15 protein-coding genes are annotated in these 20,073 nt (G+C 60.2%); 12 read left to right on the top strand and 3 right to left on the bottom strand.

Translation table 11 applies throughout. The features are described 5' to 3' along the window. Positions 1-20: 20 nt before the first annotated feature. Positions 21-1,607 carry an ABC transporter substrate-binding protein gene (locus AC1DSJ_RS26040; protein WP_054420887.1) on the bottom strand — a complete coding sequence of 529 codons (1,587 nt, stop codon included), beginning with the start codon at positions 1,605-1,607 and terminating at the stop codon, positions 21-23. A 115-nt stretch (positions 1,608-1,722) separates the two neighbouring features. Here AC1DSJ_RS26040 and mnmE point away from each other — a divergent pair, with 115 nt between their 5' ends. Then, on the top strand, positions 1,723-3,075 hold the full coding sequence (gene mnmE, locus AC1DSJ_RS26035; RefSeq protein WP_054420886.1) for a tRNA uridine-5-carboxymethylaminomethyl(34) synthesis GTPase MnmE: 1,353 nt from the start codon (positions 1,723-1,725) through the stop codon (positions 3,073-3,075). A gap of 121 nt (positions 3,076-3,196) precedes the next feature. On the opposite strand, the gene AC1DSJ_RS26030 is transcribed toward mnmE, so the two are convergent. Next, the gene (locus AC1DSJ_RS26030) at positions 3,197-4,615 is read right to left on the bottom strand and encodes a ClcB-like voltage-gated chloride channel protein (protein ID WP_346552536.1); all 1,419 of its coding nucleotides are present in this window, start codon (positions 4,613-4,615) and stop codon (positions 3,197-3,199) included. 489 nt (positions 4,616-5,104) lie between these two features. On the opposite strand from AC1DSJ_RS26030, the gene AC1DSJ_RS26025 reads away from it, so the two are divergent. From AC1DSJ_RS26025 to AC1DSJ_RS26005, 5 genes are all read left to right on the top strand, one after another. Further along, a complete protein-coding gene (locus tag AC1DSJ_RS26025; protein ID WP_054420884.1) occupies positions 5,105-5,782 on the top strand; it encodes a response regulator in 678 nt (225 codons plus the stop codon). After that, positions 5,772-7,256: a sensor histidine kinase gene (locus AC1DSJ_RS26020; protein WP_420865297.1), complete on the top strand. Its 1,485-nt coding sequence runs from the start codon at positions 5,772-5,774 to the stop codon at positions 7,254-7,256. Before AC1DSJ_RS26025 ends, AC1DSJ_RS26020 begins: the two co-directional genes overlap by 11 nt. 114 nt (positions 7,257-7,370) lie before the next feature. Further along, entirely contained in the window at positions 7,371-8,369 is a 999-nt protein-coding gene (locus AC1DSJ_RS26015) for a Bug family tripartite tricarboxylate transporter substrate binding protein (RefSeq protein WP_342067514.1), read from the top strand. Between the two features lie 124 nt (positions 8,370-8,493). Continuing rightward, positions 8,494-8,931, top strand: coding sequence for a tripartite tricarboxylate transporter TctB family protein (locus AC1DSJ_RS26010; RefSeq protein ID WP_054420882.1), 438 nt, complete (start codon positions 8,494-8,496; stop codon positions 8,929-8,931). Next, entirely contained in the window at positions 8,928-10,454 is a 1,527-nt protein-coding gene (locus AC1DSJ_RS26005) for a tripartite tricarboxylate transporter permease (protein ID WP_054420881.1), read from the top strand. Before AC1DSJ_RS26010 ends, AC1DSJ_RS26005 begins: the two co-directional genes overlap by 4 nt. Before the next feature lie 160 nt (positions 10,455-10,614). Here the strand turns inward: AC1DSJ_RS26005 and AC1DSJ_RS26000 are convergent, their stop codons facing one another. Continuing rightward, a complete protein-coding gene (locus AC1DSJ_RS26000) occupies positions 10,615-11,781 on the bottom strand; it encodes a pyridoxal phosphate-dependent aminotransferase (protein WP_054420880.1) in 1,167 nt (388 codons plus the stop codon). A gap of 84 nt (positions 11,782-11,865) precedes the next feature. Between AC1DSJ_RS26000 and AC1DSJ_RS25995 the strand changes: the two genes are divergently transcribed. From AC1DSJ_RS25995 to AC1DSJ_RS25970, 6 genes are all read left to right on the top strand, one after another. Beyond that, positions 11,866-12,930: an AbrB family transcriptional regulator gene (locus AC1DSJ_RS25995; protein WP_441372478.1), complete on the top strand. Its 1,065-nt coding sequence runs from the start codon at positions 11,866-11,868 to the stop codon at positions 12,928-12,930. A gap of 235 nt (positions 12,931-13,165) precedes the next feature. Continuing rightward, positions 13,166-13,372, top strand: coding sequence for a cold-shock protein (locus AC1DSJ_RS25990; RefSeq protein WP_008157480.1), 207 nt, complete (start codon positions 13,166-13,168; stop codon positions 13,370-13,372). A 2,408-nt stretch (positions 13,373-15,780) separates the two neighbouring features. Beyond that, positions 15,781-17,700: a tRNA uridine-5-carboxymethylaminomethyl(34) synthesis enzyme MnmG gene (gene mnmG, locus AC1DSJ_RS25985; RefSeq protein ID WP_441372477.1), complete on the top strand. Its 1,920-nt coding sequence runs from the start codon at positions 15,781-15,783 to the stop codon at positions 17,698-17,700. Beyond that, positions 17,697-18,410: a 16S rRNA (guanine(527)-N(7))-methyltransferase RsmG gene (rsmG, locus tag AC1DSJ_RS25980; protein WP_346552540.1), complete on the top strand. Its 714-nt coding sequence runs from the start codon at positions 17,697-17,699 to the stop codon at positions 18,408-18,410. Before mnmG ends, rsmG begins: the two co-directional genes overlap by 4 nt. Continuing rightward, positions 18,407-19,207, top strand: a complete 801-nt coding sequence (locus AC1DSJ_RS25975; RefSeq protein WP_054420876.1) for a ParA family protein — start codon at positions 18,407-18,409, stop codon at positions 19,205-19,207. The genes rsmG and AC1DSJ_RS25975 overlap by 4 nt, the downstream gene beginning before the upstream one ends. A 9-nt stretch (positions 19,208-19,216) precedes the next feature. Then, positions 19,217-20,041 carry a GNAT family N-acetyltransferase gene (locus tag AC1DSJ_RS25970; RefSeq protein WP_054420875.1) on the top strand — a complete coding sequence of 275 codons (825 nt, stop codon included), beginning with the start codon at positions 19,217-19,219 and terminating at the stop codon, positions 20,039-20,041. The last annotated feature ends 32 nt before the right edge of the window (positions 20,042-20,073 follow it).

Genomic DNA, 20,073 nt, shown 5'->3' with positions numbered 1-20,073 from the left:
GAGACCGCCTGTGTCGCGCATTACTTCTTCAGCGTTGCAAACTGCGCAAGCGTGACCTGATCGGGGCGGCCCTGGTAGCGGATGTCGCCCTTCATGGCCCAAACCGACAGTTCGAAGTGCACCGGCAGCATGGCGTAGTCATCCATGGCGATGTTGCTGGCCTTGGACAGCAGCTCGGCGCGCTTGGTGTCATCCATCGTGGACGACGCTTCCTTCACCAGCTCGTCCATCTTCGGGTTGGAGTAACGGCTGCGGTTGGTGGTGCCCAAGCCGGCTTCCGGATTACGCGTCACCAGCAAGGACGTCAGCGCGTTGGACATCTCGCCGCTGGTCACGGACCAGCCCGCCAGATAGGCCGAGAACGCGTAGCTATCGCGATTCTTGAAGAACACCGGGGGCGCCATCGCGTCCACGCTGGTCTTCACGCCGATGCGCGTCCACATCGATGCGATGGCCTGCGCCACCTTCGAATCGTTCACGTAGCGTCCCGACGGCGAACCCAGCGTGATCGAGAAGCCATTGGGGTAACCGGCTTCCTTCAACAGCGCCTTCGCCTTTTCCACATCGGCCTTGGGCGCCTTGGAATGCTCTTTGCTGGAACCGAACATGGGGTAGGGCAGCAGGTTGCCGGCCGGCAGCGCCACGCCCCCCATCACGCGTTCCACCAGCGCATCGCGGTTGATGGCCAGGGACAGCGCCTCACGCACGCGCTTGTCCTTCATCGGATTCTTGTCGGTGCCTTGAATGCCCGGCGACGGTTCCGCGTACTGATCCAGCGCCACATACACGACACGTACCGACGGCGTTTCTTCAACGAAGAGCTTCTTGTCGCCCTTCAGCTTGGGCAGGTCATCGGTGGGGGGATCTTCGATCATGTCGACGTCACCGGCCAACAGCGCGGCCACGCGCGCGGCGGCGTTGCTGATCGGGCGATAGACGACGCGATCCCACTCGGGCTTCTTGCCCCAGTAGTTGTCATTGCGCGCCAGCACGAATTCGGCGCCGCGCTTCCATGACACGAATTTGTACGGGCCCGTTCCGATTAAGCCGTCGCCGCTATTCAATTCTGTGGTGGTCTTGCCTTCGGCCGCGGGGCCGGAAGCGGCCTTTTTCGACATGATGGGAAGTTGCGCCAGATTCACCAGCAGGTTCGGCGCGACTTCCTTGGTGGTGATACGCACGGTCATGGGATCGACCGCTTCGGTCTTCGCCACCGAGCCGAGATATAGCGTGAAGGGCGAGGGGCTGTTGGGCACCTTGGGCACGCGGTCGTACGTAAACACCACGTCTTCCGCCGTGAACGGCGTACCGTCCGAGAACTTCACGTTCGGACGCAGCTTGAACGTCCAGACTTTGCCGTCCACCGTCCAAGATTCCGCCAGCGCAGCTTGCGGCTTCAATTGGGCGTCGGTGGCAACGAGCGTGTCGAATATGGTTTGGGAGATCTGCGTATTCGGCGTCAACGCGTGGTACTGCGGGTCCATCGATGAGGGCTCGGTCTTCAAGGCGATCACCAGATCGCGAGCCATTGCGGAACTGAATGTGCCAAAGGCCAACATCACCGCGGCGGAGCCGCAGGCCAAGACACGCGAAAACCGAGATGCCATCGTGATCTCCCTGAGTTGTTTCGGGTTTTGAACCTCGGGGCCACATTAACCAGCAAACAAGGGGCCGCGCAACAGTTATATTCCCCTATTGTTCTCGCATCCCCCACGCTCAGATATGTCCGCTTACGCCCCCATTGCCGCTATTGCCACCGCCCCCGGAAGAGGCGGCATCGGCGTCGTGCGCGTTTCTGGTGCGGACCTGTCCGAATTGGTGCGGCGCATCTTTCAGCGCGAACTCACGCCGCGCCACGCGCACTATTTGCCGTTCAAATCCGTGGACGGCGAACTGCTCGACGAAGGCATCGCGCTCTACTTTCGCGCGCCGCATTCCTATACCGGTGAAGACGTGCTGGAACTGCAAGGCCACGGCGGCCCGGCTGTGCTGCGCCGCGTGCTGGAAAGCTGTTTGGCCGCTGGCCGCGACTTGGGCGTGCGCCTGGCCGAACCCGGCGAATTCACGCGCCGCGCCTTTCTTAATGACCGCATGGATCTGGCGCAGGCCGAAGCCGTGGCAGACCTGATCGATGCGTCGTCCGTGGCGGCGGCGCGCGGCGCCATGGCGTCGTTATCGGGCGAATTCTCTGCCCGCGTGAATGACTTGTCGGACCGCATCATCCACCTGCGCATGCTGGTGGAAGCGACGCTGGATTTCCCCGAAGAAGAGATCGATTTTCTTGAGAAGTATCAGGCCCGCCCGACGCTGGATGCGCTGACGTCGGACTTGTCCAAACTGATAGCGCAAGCGCGCCAAGGTGTGATCTTGCGCGAAGGCCTGCATGTGGTGCTGGCCGGCCAGCCCAACGTGGGAAAGTCCAGCTTGCTTAACGCATTGGCGGGCGACGATATCGCCATCGTCACGCCCATTGCGGGCACAACGCGCGACAAAGTGGTGCAAGAAATTCATATCGACGGCGTGCCATTGCACATTGTGGACACGGCCGGATTGCGCGAAACCGAAGACACCGTCGAGAGCATCGGCATTGCCCGCACCTGGCAGGAAATCGAACGCGCTGACGTTATTTTGCATCTGCAAGACGCCACCCAGCCCGGCGATGAACTGGACGCCCAGATCACCGCGCGTCTGCCGCCCCGCACTCCGGTGCTTAAGGTTTTCAACAAGGTGGACCTGTTATCCACAGGCTTCACCGCAAGCGCGGGTGAATTGGGCATTTCCGCCAAGCGCGGCGTAGGCCTGGACGCCTTGCGCGCCGAACTGCTGAATATTGCCGGTTGGAACCCCGGCGCAGAATCGCCCTGGCTTGCGCGCGAACGCCATCTGCATGCTTTGCAACAGGCGGCAGAACATCTGGAACTGGCGGGCGAACATGCGGGGCAAGACGACCGCGTGCTGGATCTGTTTGCGGAAGAACTGCGCCTGGCGCACGACAGCTTGTCGAGCATCACGGGCAAATTCACCAGCGACGATCTGCTGGGCGAGATTTTCTCGAGCTTTTGTATTGGGAAATAAGGGTTGAAACACATGAGTCACGCGATAGTGCTCGATGCGTGACGATCATTCGTGGCCTGAATTCAGGTCGGCATTCAGGCCCGGCACTTCGATCCTCTATCTGAATAATATGAGCCTTTGCTCACATTCTATTTTTTCCCGGGTCAGCTCTATTTTCACGCTTATCTTGCGCAGATTTCTCCACTGCGAGCTGCGTGCGCTCGTTGTTCGCCAGTGATTTCGCGTACACCGATTCCGGCCGTATGCGATGGGCGATGACGTATCCGGTAATGCAGGCCAGCATCAGCGGCAGCATCACTTCATAGCTCAGCGTCATCTCAAAAATCATCAATATCGACATCAGCGGCGCATACGTGGTTGCGGCCAGTAGCGCGCCCATGCCCACGACGGCATAGCTGGAAATTGCCGACACATCCCCCGCCGGCAACACCGCTTGCAAGCCGCTCGCATACAGCGCACCCAAGGCCGCCCCCACAAACAGCGTCGGCGTGAACACGCCGCCCACCGCGCCGGACCCCACACTTGCGCCCGTGGCCACTATCTTCATCAGCAAGATGGCCGCCACTGCCTGCCACGCCCATTGCGTATGCAGCATGCTATTGACCACGCTGTACCCATTGCCCCAGACCTCGGGGTTAATGACCGACAAGGCGCCGACCACCAGGCCGCCCAACGCCATCCGCAGCCAAAGCGGGAAGGGCATCCGCGAAAACGTGGCGCGCGACAGGTCCAGGAACCGCAGGAATTGGGGCGCGACCAAGCCAGCGGCCACGCCCAGCCCCAGGTAATTGATCACTTCCCATCCCGACACAAACTCAAAGTGCGGCATATGGAACACCGCGTCGTAATGCAGGATCTGGCGCGTGACGATATTGGCCACCACCGACGACACTACCAGCGGCACCAGCGTGGCGGACGAAATCACGCCAAAAACGATTTCGGAAATAAACAAGGCGCCCGCAATCGGCGCGTTATAGGCGGATGTGATGCCCGCCGTGGCCCCACAGGCGACCAATAAGCGCAGGTGACGGGGCGGAAGCAGCAGAAATCGGCCCGTCAACGATGAAAACATGGCGGCCAGCTGGACCATCGGCCCTTCGCGGCCGATCGACGCGCCGGAGCCGATCGAAAAAATGGACGACAGGCTGCGCGCAAGCGTCTGGCGCAGGCCAATGACGCCGCGGCCAATGGAAATGGCTTCCATATAGTCGGCCGCGCCCCGCTTTGGCAGCCATCGGGCGGCCATTTGCAGGATGAGGCCGGCAATTGCGCCCCCGGCAGCGGGCATCAGGAACCGTTGCCAGGCGTCCAGCCCGCGCGCCAGCGAGACCATGCCGTGCGGGACATCTTCCCCGCCCAGCAACATTTGCGCCCATCCCAGCAGTTCGCGAAACACCACAGTAGCCAGGGCGCCGAACAGCCCCATCAGCGCCGCCGCGCACAGAGTGGCGGGCAGATTATCAGCCACCAAACGGGCTCTTAACCCGTGCGCCACGCCGAATTTCGCCCTGAATTTCCTGAATTTTTTTTCTGTAGCCATGGCCGGATTTTACGGCGGAAGCTGCTCACTTTTTGTTCAGTCCCCTGTCAAGAAAGCGCCTGGGTACCCCCTCGAATGGCCGATTTCCGCAATGCCTCTGGGGCCGTTTTTGACCCCCTGCAAGGGCGAAAAACCGGGTAGGCAAAGGGCGCTTTTTCGGGGTAAAAGTGCCGCTTTCCACCCCATTTCCCATGGCCGACCCTGTGGATAACTCCTAAGTAGCCAGGTTGTGCACATTGTGTGGAGGCAAGTTGAACAAGCCGGGGTTTTTGAGGGGGTCCGAAATGTTGTCCAACTTCAACTTTTTTCCCACACAGAGTTCTTGCACAGGCAAAAACGGCTGCAAGTTGATGAAAAGAATAAGGTTTTCAAGGTTAAGGTAGTTATCCACAGGCCTTATTAATCATTAGTCTTTATATAAAGAGAAATAAAGGAAAAGCCAAACATGCTTTCCCATTCCGCCCAGCCACTCCCCCCCGGACTCCGTCCATGCGCATCCTCCTGATAGAAGACGAAGCCGAACTTGCTCGCTGGCTTTCCAGAAGCCTGGCCAGACATGCGGGCTTTGTTGTCGAATGGGCTGACGACGGATTGGTCGCCGAAAGAAGGTTGGCAATTGAAGAATTCGATGCGGTCATCCTCGATTTGGGACTTCCGGGCATGGATGGCCATGCTTTGCTGGCAAAAATTCGCGCGCGAGACGACCGTACGCCGGTGTTGGTCTTGACTGCGCGCGATTCCTTGGCCGAAAAAATTGGAACCCTGCACCTGGGTGCAGACGATTTCCTGCCAAAACCTTTTGTTGTGGAAGAGTTGGAAGCGCGTTTGATGGCACTGATTCGGCGCAGCCGTGGACGCGAACATCCGCGTTTGGCTCTGGGAAACCTGGTTTTTGAGACGTCAGCGCAAAAATTCACGGTCTCGGGACAGACTTTGCAGTTATCCCCACGTGAACACGCGGTGCTTCGCGTGCTGATTCAAAAAAGTGGCGAACCGATCAACAAGCAGCAGATTCTTGACCGCATCCTCACGGACGATGCAGACATCAACCTGGAAGCCATCGAGGTGCTGGTGCACCGTTTGCGAAAAAAATTGGCCGATTCCGATGTGCAGATCGTGACCATGCGAGGCATGGGCTACTGCCTGGAGACCCTTGTTGACAACTAGAAATCCGGAAAAAACCGGTTTTTTCGCGCCAAAAAAACGCAATCGCACGCTGAAAACGCAGTTGCTCTGGTGGCTGATTCCAACGCTGGTCTTTGTGATGATGGGCGCCTTGTGGCTGTCGAACCATCAACTGCGCAACCAGGTCGACATTGCCTACGACCGTTCCCTCTCCGGAGCGCTTCGCGCGATCGACCACAACATATCCACAGCCAGCGGTGGATTAGCCATGGAACAGCCTTACCTGATGCTGGAATTTTTCGAGCTGACGGCCAATGGCAGCGTGTTCTACCGCGTCGCCACCGAGGACGGGCTGGCAGAAATCGGGCATCCGGACCTGCCCATGCCCGACCAACCCCTGGTATCTGGCGAACCGCGTTTTTTTTACGCGACGTATCAGGGGACGCCCGTCAGGGTTGCGGCGCTGGCGCGGCCGATGGACCCGCCGCTGTACGCGAACAAAGGGGGACGGGTAATCGTGCAGGTCGCAGAGGGGCTGGAAAGCCGCCAGGCGTTCTTGCATCAGGTGCTGCTGCGCTCGGTTGAGCGGGACCTGGCCGTGATCCTGATCAGCGTTCTGGTGATCGTCCTGGGGGTTTTCATGGCCTTGCGCCCCCTTGTCAGGCTCCGGCAGGAGGTAGAAGGGCGTTCTGGAGACGATTTAAGCCCCGTGAGCGCGTCCGAGATGCCTGGGGAGGTCCTGCCCCTGGTTGCGGCCGTAAACCTCCACATGGCCCGTTTTGCGGCTCAGGCGAGGGTGCAGAGTCAGTTCCTGGATGACGCCTCGCACCAATTGCGCACGCCGTTATCCGTGTTGCGGACCCAAACCGCCTACGCCTTGCGCGAAACAGACCCCCAGGAGGTCCGTACAGCCCTTCTGGCGATGCAAGAGGGGTTGGACAGGGCTGTACGCACCACCAACCAAATGCTCGCTCTGGCGCGCGCTAAGGACGCTTCCGTGGCCGAAGGTGGTTTCACCCCGGAACCGGTGGACCTGGTCGAGCTGGCCGATGCCGTGATCCGCAGCCTGCTTCCGGCGGCTCGCGCCCGGCAACTGGACATCGGCCTGGAGGCCCGTCTGCGCCCCATTCGGGTCAGCGGCGCCGAATGGCTGCTGCGCGAAGCGGTCACTAACCTGGTCGACAACGCCATCCGCTACGCCTCGCCGGGCGGCGAGGTCACGGTGACCGTACAGGCCGAACAGGGATTTGCCCGCCTGATCGTCGAAGACGACGGCCCCGGCATGTCCGCCGAAGACATCGCCCGCGCCTGTGTGCGGTTTCGCCGGGGGGCAGCCGGCAAGAACAAGGCGGGGGCTGGGCTCGGCCTGGCCATTGTGGGCACCATCGCCGGGATTCTGGGCGCCAGGCTGGTCCTGGAGAACCGGGCCCCGCAGCCGGGATTGCGAGCGGCGTTGGTGTTTTCCCTGGAACCGGCCCCGGATGCTGCGCCGCGTCACGAAAACGGCCGTTTTTGAAAGGATTTGGAAAGCTTCGGTTTTGTACGGTAGCGTCCGCTGGGTCCGATCTGGCATCACCGCAGTTCGGCGCATCCAGCCATACCAAGACCTATAAAACACGGAGACGCAAGAATGCAGACCAGCCTGAAGCTGCGCCTGGCCGCCTTGGCGGCGCTTGGCGCGATGACCTTGTCCCTGGGCGCCGCCCAGGCCGCCGACGAGCCGCGCCGCCCCGAGTGCATCGCCCCCGCGCAGCCGGGCGGCGGTTTCGACCTGACCTGCCGTCTGGCCACTGAAGGCTTGAAGCAGAGCGGGGCGCTCAAGAGCACGATGCGCATCGTCTACATGCCGGGCGGCATCGGCGCCGTGGCCTACAACAACATCGTGGCGCAGCACCCCAACGAACCCGGCACCATCGTCGCGTTCTCGGGCGGTTCGCTGCTGAATCTGGCCCAGGGCAAGTTCGGCAAGTACAACGTTGACGACGTGCGCTGGCTGGCCGCGATTGGCACCGACTACGGCGTGGCGGTCGTGCGCAATGATTCCCCGTACACTGATTTGAAGAGCCTGATGGACGCCTTCAAGCAGGACCCCACCAAGATCGTGCTGGGCGCGGGCGGCACCGTAGGCAGCCAGGACTGGATGAAGGCCGCGCTGACCGCCAAGGCCGCGGGGGTGGATTTCAAGAAAATGCGCTTCGTGGCGTTTGAAGGCGGCGGCGAAGCCGTGACTGCCCTGCGCGGCGGCCACATCCAGGCCTACATGGGGGATGCGGCCGAAGCGTTCACCATGCTGGAAGGCGGCGCCCCCATCCGCGTGCTGGCCGTCTTCAATGACCAGCGCCTGCCGGGCAAGCTGAACACGGTACCCACGGCCAAGGAGCAGGGCTACGACATCGTCTGGCCCATCATCCGCGGCTTCTACGTGGGGCCGAAGGTGTCGGACAACGACTACCAGTTCTGGGTCAAGGCCTTCAACCAGGCCACGGCATCGCCCGAATTCGACAAGCTGCGCCAGCAACAGGGTCTGTTCCCGTTCAACAAGACGGGGCCTGACCTGGACGCCTACGTGAAGAACCAGGTCAAGGTCTACGCCGAATTGGCTGACTCGTTTGGCTTGATCAAGAAGTAAGCCAGAAGAGGCTGGCCGAAAGGCCGCTTCACCCCCATCCAATCGCGCATCCGCGCCGCCCACGTCTTGGGCGGCGTTGGGGGCGGCTGCGCCGCGCGATCCCCACAACTACGGAAAGTGGATCATGAACGATCGAATCCTGGGCATCGGCGCGTTGGCGCTGGCGGCCTTCATGACAGCAGCGGGGTGGGGCATTGAAGCGCCCTTCGCGTACGAACCGGTAGGCCCGCGCGCCTTCCCCTTGCTGCTGGCCGGCATCATCGGCCTGTGCGGCTTGTGGCTGGTCTACAAGGGCGGCCATTCGGTCGAAGCCAATCCGCCCGGTGCCAACGGCCGCATTGCGCTGATGATGGCGTTCACCGTGGGCTATGCCTTCTTGTTCCAGTGGCTGGGCTTTGTTGTTGCGACCTCGTTGATGACGGTGTTTGTCGGCCGTTTGTTCGGGGGCGGCTGGGTCAAGTGCGCCATCGGCGGCGTCGTCATGAGCCTTTTCTTTTTCGTGTTGTTCGACAAGGTGCTGGACGTGGTCCTGCCCGGCGGACTGCTGGAGACCCTGATATGAGCGGCATTCTTGATCATCTGGCGATTGGATTTGGCGTCGCCTTTTCGCTGACCAACATTCTGGTGGCCATGATCGGTTCGTTCATCGGCACCATGGTCGGCGTGTTGCCGGGCCTGGGGCCGGTGAACGGCGTGGCGATGCTGATTCCGATCGCGTTCGCGATGAACCTGCCGCCCGAAACCGCGCTGATCCTGCTGGCGGCGGTGTATGTGGGCGCCGAGTATGGCGGCCGCATCACGGCCATTTTGCTGAACGTGCCGGGCGAGGCCAGCGCCATCATGACCACGCTGGATGGCTATCCGCTGGCGCGCCAAGGCTTGGCCAATGTGGCGTTGTCGCTGTCGGCATGGTCAGCCTTTTTTGGTGCCATCGTTTCCGTGGTTGGCATCATTCTGCTTGCGCCGATGTTGGCGAAATGGGCGTTGGCGTTTGGCCCTGCCGAGTACTTCGTGCTGATGATTTTCGCGTTCTGCTGCCTGACGAGTTTGCTGGGCAAGCAGCCGGTAAAAGGCGTGTTGGCGGCCATGATCGGGTTGTCGATTTCAGTGGTTGGCGTGGACGCGAATTCCGGCGTATACCGCTATACCTTCGAGTCTGTACACCTGGCCGACGGCATCGATTTTGTCGTTGTCGTGATTGCGCTGTTTGCGGTCAGCGAGATGCTGGAGATGCTGGAAAAAGTGATGGCCGGCCATAGCGTCGAGGTCAAACCCAGTGGCCGAAAACTCTTCAATTTGAAAGAGTTGGCGTTCACGTGGTGGAGCGTGGTGCGCAGCGCCTTGGTGGGCTTTGGCGTTGGCGTGTTGCCGGGGGCGGGCGCAAGCGTGGCGGCCGCCGTCGCGTACTCGCAGGAAAAGCGCATCATCGAAGCGAAAGACCCCGAGGCCAAATTCGGCAAGGGCGATATGCGCGGCCTGGTGGCGCCCGAGGCTGCGGCTACGGCATCGGCGATTGGCTCGTTCGTTCCCATGCTGACGCTGGGCGTGCCGGGTTCGGGCACGACGGCCGTCATGATGGGCGCGCTGACGCTCTACAACATCACGCCGGGTCCGGTGCTGTTTGAAACCAAGCCCGAACTGGTGTGGGGCTTGATCGCGTCGCTGTTTGTCGCCAACGTGTTGCTGTTCATCATGAACGTGCCGCTGGTGCGCTTCTTCTCGAAGGTGCTGTCGGTGCCGGGCTGGCTGATGGTGCCAGGCATTCTGTGCATCAGCTATATCGGCGTGTATGCCATCAACGCCGGCACGTTTGATCTGTTGCTGGTGGCGGGCATCGGCGCGTTGGGCTACTTCCTGCGCAAGTTCGGCGTGCCGATGGCGCCGCTGGTGCTGGGCGTGGTGCTGGGCAACATGATGGAGCAGAACCTGCGCCGCGCCTTGTCGATGACGGATGGCGACGTGGGCGTGCTGTTTGCTAGCCCTGTGTCGATGGGCTTGTGGGCGGCGGCAGCGGCGGTAGTCGTGGTGCCGCAGGTGATGCGCAGGATTCGCAAGTCCAGGAAGCTTGCGGCTGGCGCGGTGTGATCGCGTATAGATAGGCGGAAAAAAGACAAGGGGCGCTTGCGGCGCCCCTTGTTCATTTATTCATTAAATTTGTTCTGTTCATTTGCGCTTTTTATTTTCGGTTTTCATTTGCGCTTTTCAGTTATGAATATGAGTATTTACTCATATTCATATTTTTGGCTTACACCTGCGCCAATCGCTCCAGCGCCGCGTCCAGCGTTGCATCCTTCTTTGCGAAGCAGAAGCGCACGATCCGATGGTTGGATTCTGCAGCGTCAGGATGACGATAAAAGGCAGAAACGGGAATTACCGTCACGCCATGATTCACCGTCAGGTCGCGTGCAAAGTCGGCTTCGTTCTGTTTGGAAATCTGGCTGTAGTCGGCCAGCAGGAAGAAGGTGCCGGGGCTGGGCAGCGGGCGGAAGCGCGTCTTGGCCAGGCCTTGCGACAGGCGGTCGCGTTTGGCTTGGTAGAAGGCGGGCAAGTCCAGGTAGGGCTTGGGATCGCGCATGAATTCCGCCAAGGCGAATTGCATCGGCGAGGGCACCGTGAACACCATGAACTGGTGCACCTTGCGCAGCTCGGCGCTCAGTTGTCGCGGTGCGCAGCAATAGCCGATCTTCCAGCCGGTCGTGTGGTACGTCTTGCCGAATGACGAAATGACAAACGCGTGTTCGGCCAACAGCGGACGGCGCGCAACGCTGGCATGCGGCTTGCCGTCGAACACGATGTGCTCATAGACCTCGTCCGACACCAGCAGCACGCCGGTATCACGCACGATGGCTTCCAGCGCATCCAGATCGCTGTCGTCCAGCACGGCCCCGGTGGGGTTGTGCGGGAAGTTCAGCATCAAGAGGCGCGTCTTGGACGTGATGGCGTCGCGCACACGCTGCCAATCGATGCGGTAGTAGGGGTCGGCCTCGGTGGGGGCGCGCAACGGCACCGGCACCGCTGTGCCGCCCGCCAGGCGGATGGCCGGCAGGTAAGAGTCGTAGCAGGGTTCGATGACGACCACTTCGTCGCCGCTGTTCACCGCGGCCAGCACGGTGGCCATCAGCGCTTCGGTAGCGCCGCTGGTGACGGTGATCTCGGTTTCCGGGTCGTAGGCGTGGCCATAGAGTTCGCGCGTCTTGGCGGCGATGGCTTCGCGCAAGGGCGCAACGCCGGGCATGTACGGGTACTGGTTATGGCCGTTGGCCATGGCCTGGGTCACGAGTGCGCACAACGCGGGGTCGGGGTCGAAGTCCGGAAAGCCCTGGCCCAGGTTGATGGCCTTGTGTTCGATGGCCAGGCGGCTCATCACGGTGAAGATGGTGGTGCCGACGTCGGGAAGTTTGGATCGGATCATGGTGGATGCGAAGGTGAACGCTGGTAGGCAGAGAAATTTTTCGTAAGTATCCCACTAACTCATAATTCGTTTTTCGTATTAGCTATGCACGTGGAAGGAATCGTGGGTCAGAACATGTTGTTAAGGGTGCTGGGCGGTTTGACGATTGCGCTGGCCGGGGCGGGGTTCGCGGTATGGGCGCATCTGCCCTTGCCCTGGATGCTGGGGGCCTTGCTGGTGACTGCAGCGACGCGTATTGCGGGCTTGGGGACGGTCTGCCCGCGCCCGGCGCGCAACGGCGGGCAATGGGTCATCGGGACGTCGCTGGGGCTGTATTTCACGCCGCAGGTAGTCGGGCATATCGGCACCAATGCCGGGCCCATCGTTGTGGGCATGCTGTTCGCATTGGCGCTGGCGTTCTTGGGCACGGCTATGCTGCGCCGTTATACGGATGCGGACTTCAAGACCGCATGGTTCTCGTCTGCGATTGGCGGCGCCAGTGAAATGGCCAGCCTGGCGGAACGGCACGGTGCGCGCATTGATCGTGTGGCGACGGCGCACAGCGTGCGCGTGTTGCTGGTGGTGGTGACGGTGCCGTTCATTTTTCAATGGTGGGGCGTGGCGGGGCTGGACCCGACGGTGCCAGGGCCGAAGACGGTGGATAGCGCAGGCCTTGCCGCGCTGGTGGCGCTGACGTGCATGGGCGGCCTGATCTTCATGAAGCTGCGGTTGCCGAATCCGTGGGTGCTGGGGCCGATGCTCGTGGCGATGATTCTGACGGTGTCGGCCATCGAGCTGTCGGCCTTGCCGGACGTCGTGCCGAAGGTGGGGCAGCTCTTCATCGGCTGGTCGCTGGGCGATCGTTACCGCCCCGATTTCTTCCGCGCTGCGCCGCGATTTATTGCGGTGGTTGCGGCGTTCACGATCAGTGCGCTGGCCTTGGCATTCGGGCTAGGGGCGTTGCTGTCGTATTGGTCGGCAGCGCCTGTTCCGACGCTGATTTTAGGCACCACACCGGGCGGCATCGCCGAGATGGCAATCACCGCCAAAGTGCTGCAATTGGGCGTCCCGGTGGTCACCGCATTCCACGTGACGCGCATGGTTTTCGTGGTGATTGTGACGGGTCCGATTTATGCGTTTTTGGCGCGCCGGCAGATGAATTCCGCCTAGCGGTACTTCAGTGCGAGTCTGAAAAAAGAGACATTGGGGTAAACAACAATATGAGCCGGTAATGCCGGATGAGTATGCTGATTCCGCAGTTGATTCAAGCAGCGCGCGGACTCGTTCTGTTGCTCGGCGACGAGCGGGAACGCAGCAGCAACGCAAGGTACTTCTACCGATCGTTCAGTTCTCACGGCGTCCTTGATTCATTGCATTTCGACTTAATTACAGGACGCTAGAGAAAATGGCTCAGAAGGGCAAAGTTAAGTGGTTCAACGCTGACAAGGGTTTCGGTTTCATTACTCCGGATGTGGGCGGGACCGACGTTTTCGCACACTTTTCCGCCATCCAGGGCCGCGGCTATCGCAGCCTGAACGAAGGCCAGGAAGTCGAATTCGAAGTTAAGGATGGTCCGAAAGGACCTCAAGCGGCCGAAATTCGCCCGCTCTAAATCGGGAAATCCCAATTTCCCGTCCGCCAGGTCCGACCTGGCTACAACGCCCCAAGACTTCCGAGTCTGGGGCGTTGTTTCATTTAAGACGCCACTTTGCGCGCGCCATCCATCTCTGAATCCCAACCGTAGTTAGTGTTCACTAACTTATCCTCGACCCTTGGATAAGTCTGTGGATAATTATTTTTGGGCATCAAGATTTTTGTGCTCATAAATGAAGCAAAGGCATTCCCTGGCCTTGGGTTTTGCACAGAAAAACAGTTTTTCCAAACGTGCTTTTCAACGCGCCGCAATGGCGCCGGCGCTCCCTGCCTTACGCGTCTTGCTCAACGTGAAACATGGCCTTTCCCTAGGGAAAACGGGTGTTTAGCGGGGTTTTCCACATTGTTATCAGTCGCGCCAGGCGCATTAAGAGATGACTTTCTGGATCACGCCACAGCCCGTTTTTGAGTTTGCGGGGACGGTTGTTCACAAAGATATCCCCATCCCGGTTATGCACAGAATTTGCCGATTTGAGACTGAAATGAAGGTGCGCAGCCTGTGGATAGAAATGGGGATAGCGCTACGTTTCCCGGTCAAAACTTCGGGCTTCTTACCGATAAGCTGTCGATGATGACTGCGGGATTACCGCTTTGAGACTTCCGAACGGACGTCGCGATCGAGACTTGGAAAATGCGCTGTGAAAATAGACAAGCAGGTTTTCCACAGGGATTCACATGAAACCCTGCGCCTCCGCCAAATGGATGATGGCGGACCGGCAACGCCTCAAGCAAGATAGTTGTGTTGCTTGGGGAAAAGCGGGATGGGGATAATGGCCGCAGATTTCGCGTAGTACGCGTGTGGATAATCCGCGAGTGTGAAATTTAGCCGCAATTTGACTGAGGCATATCCCAAGAGTTCCCACCTGATTTTCGATGGTTTATTGGCGAGCCGGTTGCGCCGTTGAACCCGGCAATTGGGTCGATAGCCGAATCTTATCCACAAAGTTTTCCACGGCTATTTTGTTCGCGAACCGGGGCCGTAAGAGGCTACTTTTGATGGGTTATTCGTCGTTCCTCAATAGGCATGAAAATCGCAATGTCCCTATGAAACGCGTTGGCGTTTTGTGCGAATTTTAGATTTTGGGGAATCAGCTTTGCATGCGCCGATCTCTCATTTCCCAGTGCCTTTCGGCGCGCGCATTTTCGAGTTATCCCCAAAGTTGTTCATCGTGAAAATGAACTTTGGTTGACCCATGCGCGAACGCGTTCTGTTGATAACTCCACAGCCGATGATGGGGCGAAGTTTTTGAATTTTCGGCTGCAAAGAGATATCCACCGCAGGTTGTGAATTAACTCTGAGTCGTCAGCCAGAGCGAATTCAAACCGGCTTCGTCCAACCCTCCCAGCATTCTTAGAAATTTTCCGGATGCGGTTTCTGCGATGGTCCGGGTTTGTATTTCTTGAATCGCGTTTTTGATTGCGTGATGTGTTTCACGTGAAACGCAAAAGAGCGATATTTTTGGCAAGGGGTAGGGTAGGGTCAAAAATATCTCTTTTTTTCTCTCTCCCAGGCCCATCTTGGGAAGAATGCGCGCTTAGGCGAAATCGTTGCCGTCCCCAAATTTAGTCTGTTTCACGTGGAACAACGCCGACTAAATGATCGTGAAATTTCATGGTTAGGTGGTCGCCGGCTGGTTCCACGTGAAACACATCCGAGGGTTTTCGAAAAACTCGGTGGGTCGTGGACCTCTGAAAGCAAGAGTGGATGTTTCACGTGGAACACGCCTTGGACGGGTCATGCGCGGGTGATGTTTCACGTGGAACATTACGTGATCAAAAACGATCGGGGCAGTTCAAGTGTGTGGTGCTCGCCGTCCCTGATGTTTCACGTGGAACATTCCCCAAAGATCGGCAAGTCCTATGACCGTTGGCAGCACCTCATGCCATGCTGGTTACCGCACGGACTGTTTCGCGTCGCTGGTTTGGCATCGGGGCAGGGTGGATCTTCATGTTCCACGTGGAACATGACGCAACGCGAATACTAGGAGTGGGGTCAGCGTGGTTGTTTCTCCTCGATGTTTCACGTGGAACATCGAGGAGAAGCTTGAGTGAAGCCGAGTATGTGTACATCCTGCGGCGTTCTTTCACCTGTCCAATGTTCCACGTGAAACATCGTTGGACCTACCCCGCTAGTTGAACCGGTGCGCGGAGCGACGCCCAGCCACATGTTTCACGTGGAACATCCATTTAGAAACAGAGGCAGATGCCGACATATTTACTGGCCGGCCGGGCTGATTCGTTGCCAATTGCCTACGGCAGGGTTGTACCCATCCCGCCCAATATCAAGCCCGGCGATGTTTCACGTGAAACATGCAACCCCTGCCTCTATAATGAGCACCGAACGCCTTCTTATCTTTCCTCCCCATCATGGACTATCCCCGCGAATTCGATGTCATCGTCGTCGGTGGCGGCCACGCCGGCACTGAAGCCGCCCTGGCTGCTGCCCGCGCTGGCGCCCAGACGCTGCTGTTGACGCACAACATCGAAACCCTAGGCCAAATGTCTTGCAATCCCTCCATCGGCGGGATCGGCAAGGGCCACCTTGTCAAAGAAGTCGACGCCCTGGGTGGCGCGATGGCTTTGGCAACGGACGAAGCGGGGATTCAATTCCGCATTCTTAACGGATCGAAAGGCCCGGCCGTCCGCGCGACTCGCGCCCAGGCCGACCGAGTGCTGTACCGTCAGGCGATCCGTGGCCGTCTCGAGAATCAGCCCAATCTGTGGTTGTTCCAGCAGGCGGTTGAAGACTTGATGGTGGAGGGCGACCGCGTTGTCGGTGCCGTGACCCAGGTGGGCCTGAAGTTTCGGGCCAAGACGGTGGTGCTGACCGCCGGCACATTCCTGAACGGGTTGATTCACGTGGGCCTGCAGAATTATTCCGGCGGCCGCGCGGGCGACCCCCCGGCGATTTCGCTGGGCCAGCGCCTGAAGGAACTGAAGCTTCCGCAAGGCCGCCTGAAGACGGGCACGCCCCCGCGCATCGACGGCCGCTCGATCAACTACAGCATTCTGGAAGAGCAGCCGGGTGACCTGGACCCGATCCCCGTGTTCTCGTACATGGGCAATGTGGCTATGCATCCGCGACAGCTGCCGTGCTGGATCACCCACACCAACGCCCGCACGCACGACATCATCCGCGGCGGCCTGGACCGCTCGCCGATGTACAGCGGCGTGATCGAAGGAGTGGGCCCGCGTTACTGCCCGTCCATCGAAGACAAGATCCATCGCTTTGCCGACAAGGAATCGCACCAGGTCTTCCTGGAGCCCGAAGGTTTGGATACGCACGAGGTGTATCCAAACGGCGTGTCGACGAGCTTGCCGTTCGATGTGCAGCTGGATTTGATCCATTCCCTGCGTGGCCTGGAAAATGCGCACATCATGCGCCCCGGCTACGCCATCGAATATGACTACTTTGATCCACGTGGATTGAAGAGCACGCTGGAAACCAAGGCGATCAGCGGGCTGTTCTTCGCCGGCCAGATCAACGGCACCACCGGTTACGAAGAAGCGGCGGCCCAAGGGCTGCTGGCGGGCATCAACGCCGCGCTGTTGTCGCTGGGCCGCGACCAATGGACGCCGCGCCGCGATGAAGCCTATTTGGGCGTACTGGTGGACGACCTGGTGACGCGTGGCGTGACCGAGCCGTACCGCATGTTTACCTCGCGTGCCGAATACCGCCTGAGCCTGCGTGAAGACAACGCCGATCTGCGCTTGACCGAAATCGGCCGCCAGCTGGGCATCGTCGACGACGCGCGCTGGGATGCTTTCAATCGCAAGCGCGACGCGGTGGCTGCGGAAGTTGAACGGTTGAAATCCTCGTGGGTGAATCCGCGCGTGATGCCGCCTGAGATCGCGGAACCCTTGCTGGGCAAGTCGATTGAACGTGAGTACTCACTAGCTGATCTGCTGAAACGCCCGAATGTTTCATATGAAGCGTTGATGGCGGTGCAGAACGCCGACGGTTCGCTGCTGGCCGGCCCCGGTGTGGTTGCGGATGACGTCTTGGCCGAGCAGGTCGAGATCCAGCTGAAGTACGCCGGCTACATCGCGCGCCAGCAGGATGAAGTCCAGAAGCAGATTTCGCACGAACAGCAGCCCATCCCGGCCGACGTGGATTACGACGCCGTGACGAGCCTGTCGTTCGAAGTGCGCCAGAAGCTGAAGACGCATCGTCCGGAAACGGTGGGCCAAGCCGCTCGCATATCCGGCGTGACCCCCGCTGCAATCTCGTTGTTGCTCATCCACCTGAAGCGCCTGCATTACGGCTCGCGCAAGCAAGCCGCATGACCGCCTATACCGATCAGGCCGGCGCTGACATGGCCGGCCGCCTATCTCGTGCATGCGAGCAGCTGGGGCTGCGCGCTGATGCCGCCGCACAAGCCAAGCTGCTGAACTATCTGTCGCAGATGCAGCGCTGGAACCGCACGTACAACCTCACCGCCATCCGCGATCCGCAGCAGATGCTGATTCAGCACTTGTTCGACAGCCTGGCCGCCGTCGGGCCGTTCAGCGACGCGCTGGGCGCCGATCTCGACGCGGCCAAGGTCTACGACGTGGGATCGGGTGGTGGACTGCCTGGCGTCGTTCTCGCCATCATGCGGCCCATGTGGTCCGTGGCCTGCATCGACGCCGTTGAAAAGAAAACCGCATTCGTGCGCCAGATGAGCGGCGCACTGACGCTGCCTAACCTGCAAGCGCGCCATGCACGCATTGAAACGCTGGACCCGGCCGAGTGCGACATCGTGACCTCGCGGGCCTTCGCATCCCTGGATGATTTTGCGCAGCTTGCGGGTCGCCACGTGCGCAACGATGGTACCCTCGTCGCCATGAAGGGCAAGGTCCCCGAAGAAGAAATTCAGGCATTGCATGCGCGCGGGGAATGGCAAGTCGACCATATTCAGCCGCTCCAGGTGCCGGAGCTGCAAGCTGAGCGCTGTCTGATCTGGATGCGCCGCAACGAAGAACGCAGCGAAGGACGCAGTCAAGGAACCCTATGAAGAACTTACCCCCCAGCACAACCGCCCGCGTCTTCTGCATTGCCAACCAGAAGGGCGGTGTGGGCAAGACGACGACCGCCATCAATTTGGCGGCGGGCCTTGCCACGCACAATCAGCGCGTGCTGCTGGTGGACCTGGACCCACAAGGCAACGCCACGATGGGCAGCGGCATCGACAAGAATGCGCTGGAGTCGAACCTGTACCAGGTGCTGATCGGCGAGGCCACGATTGAGCAGGCCCGCGTGAAGTCGGAATCCGGCGGCTACGACGTGCTGCCCGCCAACCGCGAGCTGTCCGGCGCCGAGATTGACCTGGTGCAGATGGAAGAGCGCGAGCGCCAATTGAAGTCCGCGCTGGACACCGTCGCCACCCAATACGATTTCGTGCTGATCGATTGCCCGCCGACTTTGTCCCTGCTGACCCTGAATGGTCTGGCCGCCGCCCACGGCGTCATCATCCCGATGCAGTGCGAGTACTTCGCGCTGGAAGGCTTGTCTGACCTGGTCAACACCATCAAGCGGGTTCACCGCAACATCAACGACGACCTGCGTGTCATCGGATTGTTGCGTGTGATGTTCGATCCGCGCATGACGCTGCAACAGCAAGTGTCGGCGCAGCTTGAAGCGCACTTTGGCGACAAGGTCTTCAAGACCGTCGTGCCGCGCAACGTGCGTCTGGCTGAAGCACCCAGTTACGGCATGCCGGGTGTGGTGTATGACCGCGCGTCACGCGGCGCGCAAGCCTACATCTCGTTCGGCGCTGAAATGATCGAACGCGTCAGAAAGGACTTGAAGTAAGCCGTACCCATGTCCGTTGCCGCGCTCTTTTCTCCGACTGCATCGCAAGCCTCAAACACGCCGCCCGCCGACGTGCGCGACAGCTTGCGCGTGCGTCTTGAAGAGGCCGCACTGAACGCCACGGCGGTCGGCGCGCAGCTGCTCTATGATGGCTGGCTGGTGCGCTTCTCGCGTGCGGAAGCCAAGCGTGTGCGCAGCGTGAACGTGCTGGGGTTATCCACACGTCCGCTGGACGAGCGGCTGGCGTATTGTTCTTCGTTGTATGCGCGCCATGGCTTGCCCATGGTGCTGCGCATTACCTCCATCGGCCCCGATTTTTCCCTGGACGCCGAGCTGGAGTCCCGCGGCTATACCTTCACCGGTGAGACCCGAGTCATGAGCATGTCGCTCGCCCCCAGGCCTGGCGTCCGGGGCGGCCTGTTTTTCAGGAATGTCGACACCGGCCGCTTCGCGCAAGTGGTCGGGGCAATGCGCGGCTCGGCGCCCGAACATATCGGTGAACATCAAGCGCGTCTGCAAGGGCTGGCTGTGGATAAGCAGCCGGTGCTGGTTTTTGACGCGCACGAGCAGTGCGTTGCCGCGGGCTTGGCCGTCCGCGATGGCGACTTGCTCGGTCTGTTCGACATCGTCACCGATCCGGGGCAACGGCGTAAAGGCTACGCCGACGCCCTGGTAGATCATCTATTGACCGAAGGCGCCGCCGGCGGCGCCACGACCGCGTACCTGCAGGTCGAGCCGGAGAATACCGCCGCGCGGGCCTTGTATGGCCGCTACGGTTTCAAAGACTGTTACGCGTATTGGTACCGTCTGCCCGCCGAGCAGACGGACGCCTGAGCCTGGCTCGGGATACAAAAACAGAAGGAAAG

The sequence above is a fragment of the Achromobacter sp. 01N37 genome (assembly GCF_056399725.1).
The sequence above is the reverse complement of the archived record's forward strand: the minus strand, read 5'-3'. Positions and strand labels throughout refer to the sequence as shown.

Coding starts and splice junctions, on each gene's coding strand:
- AC1DSJ_RS26040 (WP_054420887.1), bottom strand. CDS start 1,607: ATGGCATCTCGGTTTTCGCGTGTCTTGGCCTGCGGCTCCGCCGCGGTG.
- AC1DSJ_RS25995 (WP_441372478.1), top strand. CDS start 11,866: ATGCACGTGGAAGGAATCGTGGGTCAGAACATGTTGTTAAGGGTGCTG.
- AC1DSJ_RS26000 (WP_054420880.1), bottom strand. CDS start 11,781: ATGATCCGATCCAAACTTCCCGACGTCGGCACCACCATCTTCACCGTG.
- AC1DSJ_RS26025 (WP_054420884.1), top strand. CDS start 5,105: ATGCGCATCCTCCTGATAGAAGACGAAGCCGAACTTGCTCGCTGGCTT.
- rsmG (WP_346552540.1), top strand. CDS start 17,697: ATGACCGCCTATACCGATCAGGCCGGCGCTGACATGGCCGGCCGCCTA.
- AC1DSJ_RS26030 (WP_346552536.1), bottom strand. CDS start 4,615: ATGGCTACAGAAAAAAAATTCAGGAAATTCAGGGCGAAATTCGGCGTG.
- AC1DSJ_RS25970 (WP_054420875.1), top strand. CDS start 19,217: ATGTCCGTTGCCGCGCTCTTTTCTCCGACTGCATCGCAAGCCTCAAAC.
- AC1DSJ_RS26015 (WP_342067514.1), top strand. CDS start 7,371: ATGCAGACCAGCCTGAAGCTGCGCCTGGCCGCCTTGGCGGCGCTTGGC.
- AC1DSJ_RS25975 (WP_054420876.1), top strand. CDS start 18,407: ATGAAGAACTTACCCCCCAGCACAACCGCCCGCGTCTTCTGCATTGCC.
- AC1DSJ_RS26005 (WP_054420881.1), top strand. CDS start 8,928: ATGAGCGGCATTCTTGATCATCTGGCGATTGGATTTGGCGTCGCCTTT.
- AC1DSJ_RS25990 (WP_008157480.1), top strand. CDS start 13,166: ATGGCTCAGAAGGGCAAAGTTAAGTGGTTCAACGCTGACAAGGGTTTC.
- mnmE (WP_054420886.1), top strand. CDS start 1,723: ATGTCCGCTTACGCCCCCATTGCCGCTATTGCCACCGCCCCCGGAAGA.
- AC1DSJ_RS26010 (WP_054420882.1), top strand. CDS start 8,494: ATGAACGATCGAATCCTGGGCATCGGCGCGTTGGCGCTGGCGGCCTTC.
- mnmG (WP_441372477.1), top strand. CDS start 15,781: ATGGACTATCCCCGCGAATTCGATGTCATCGTCGTCGGTGGCGGCCAC.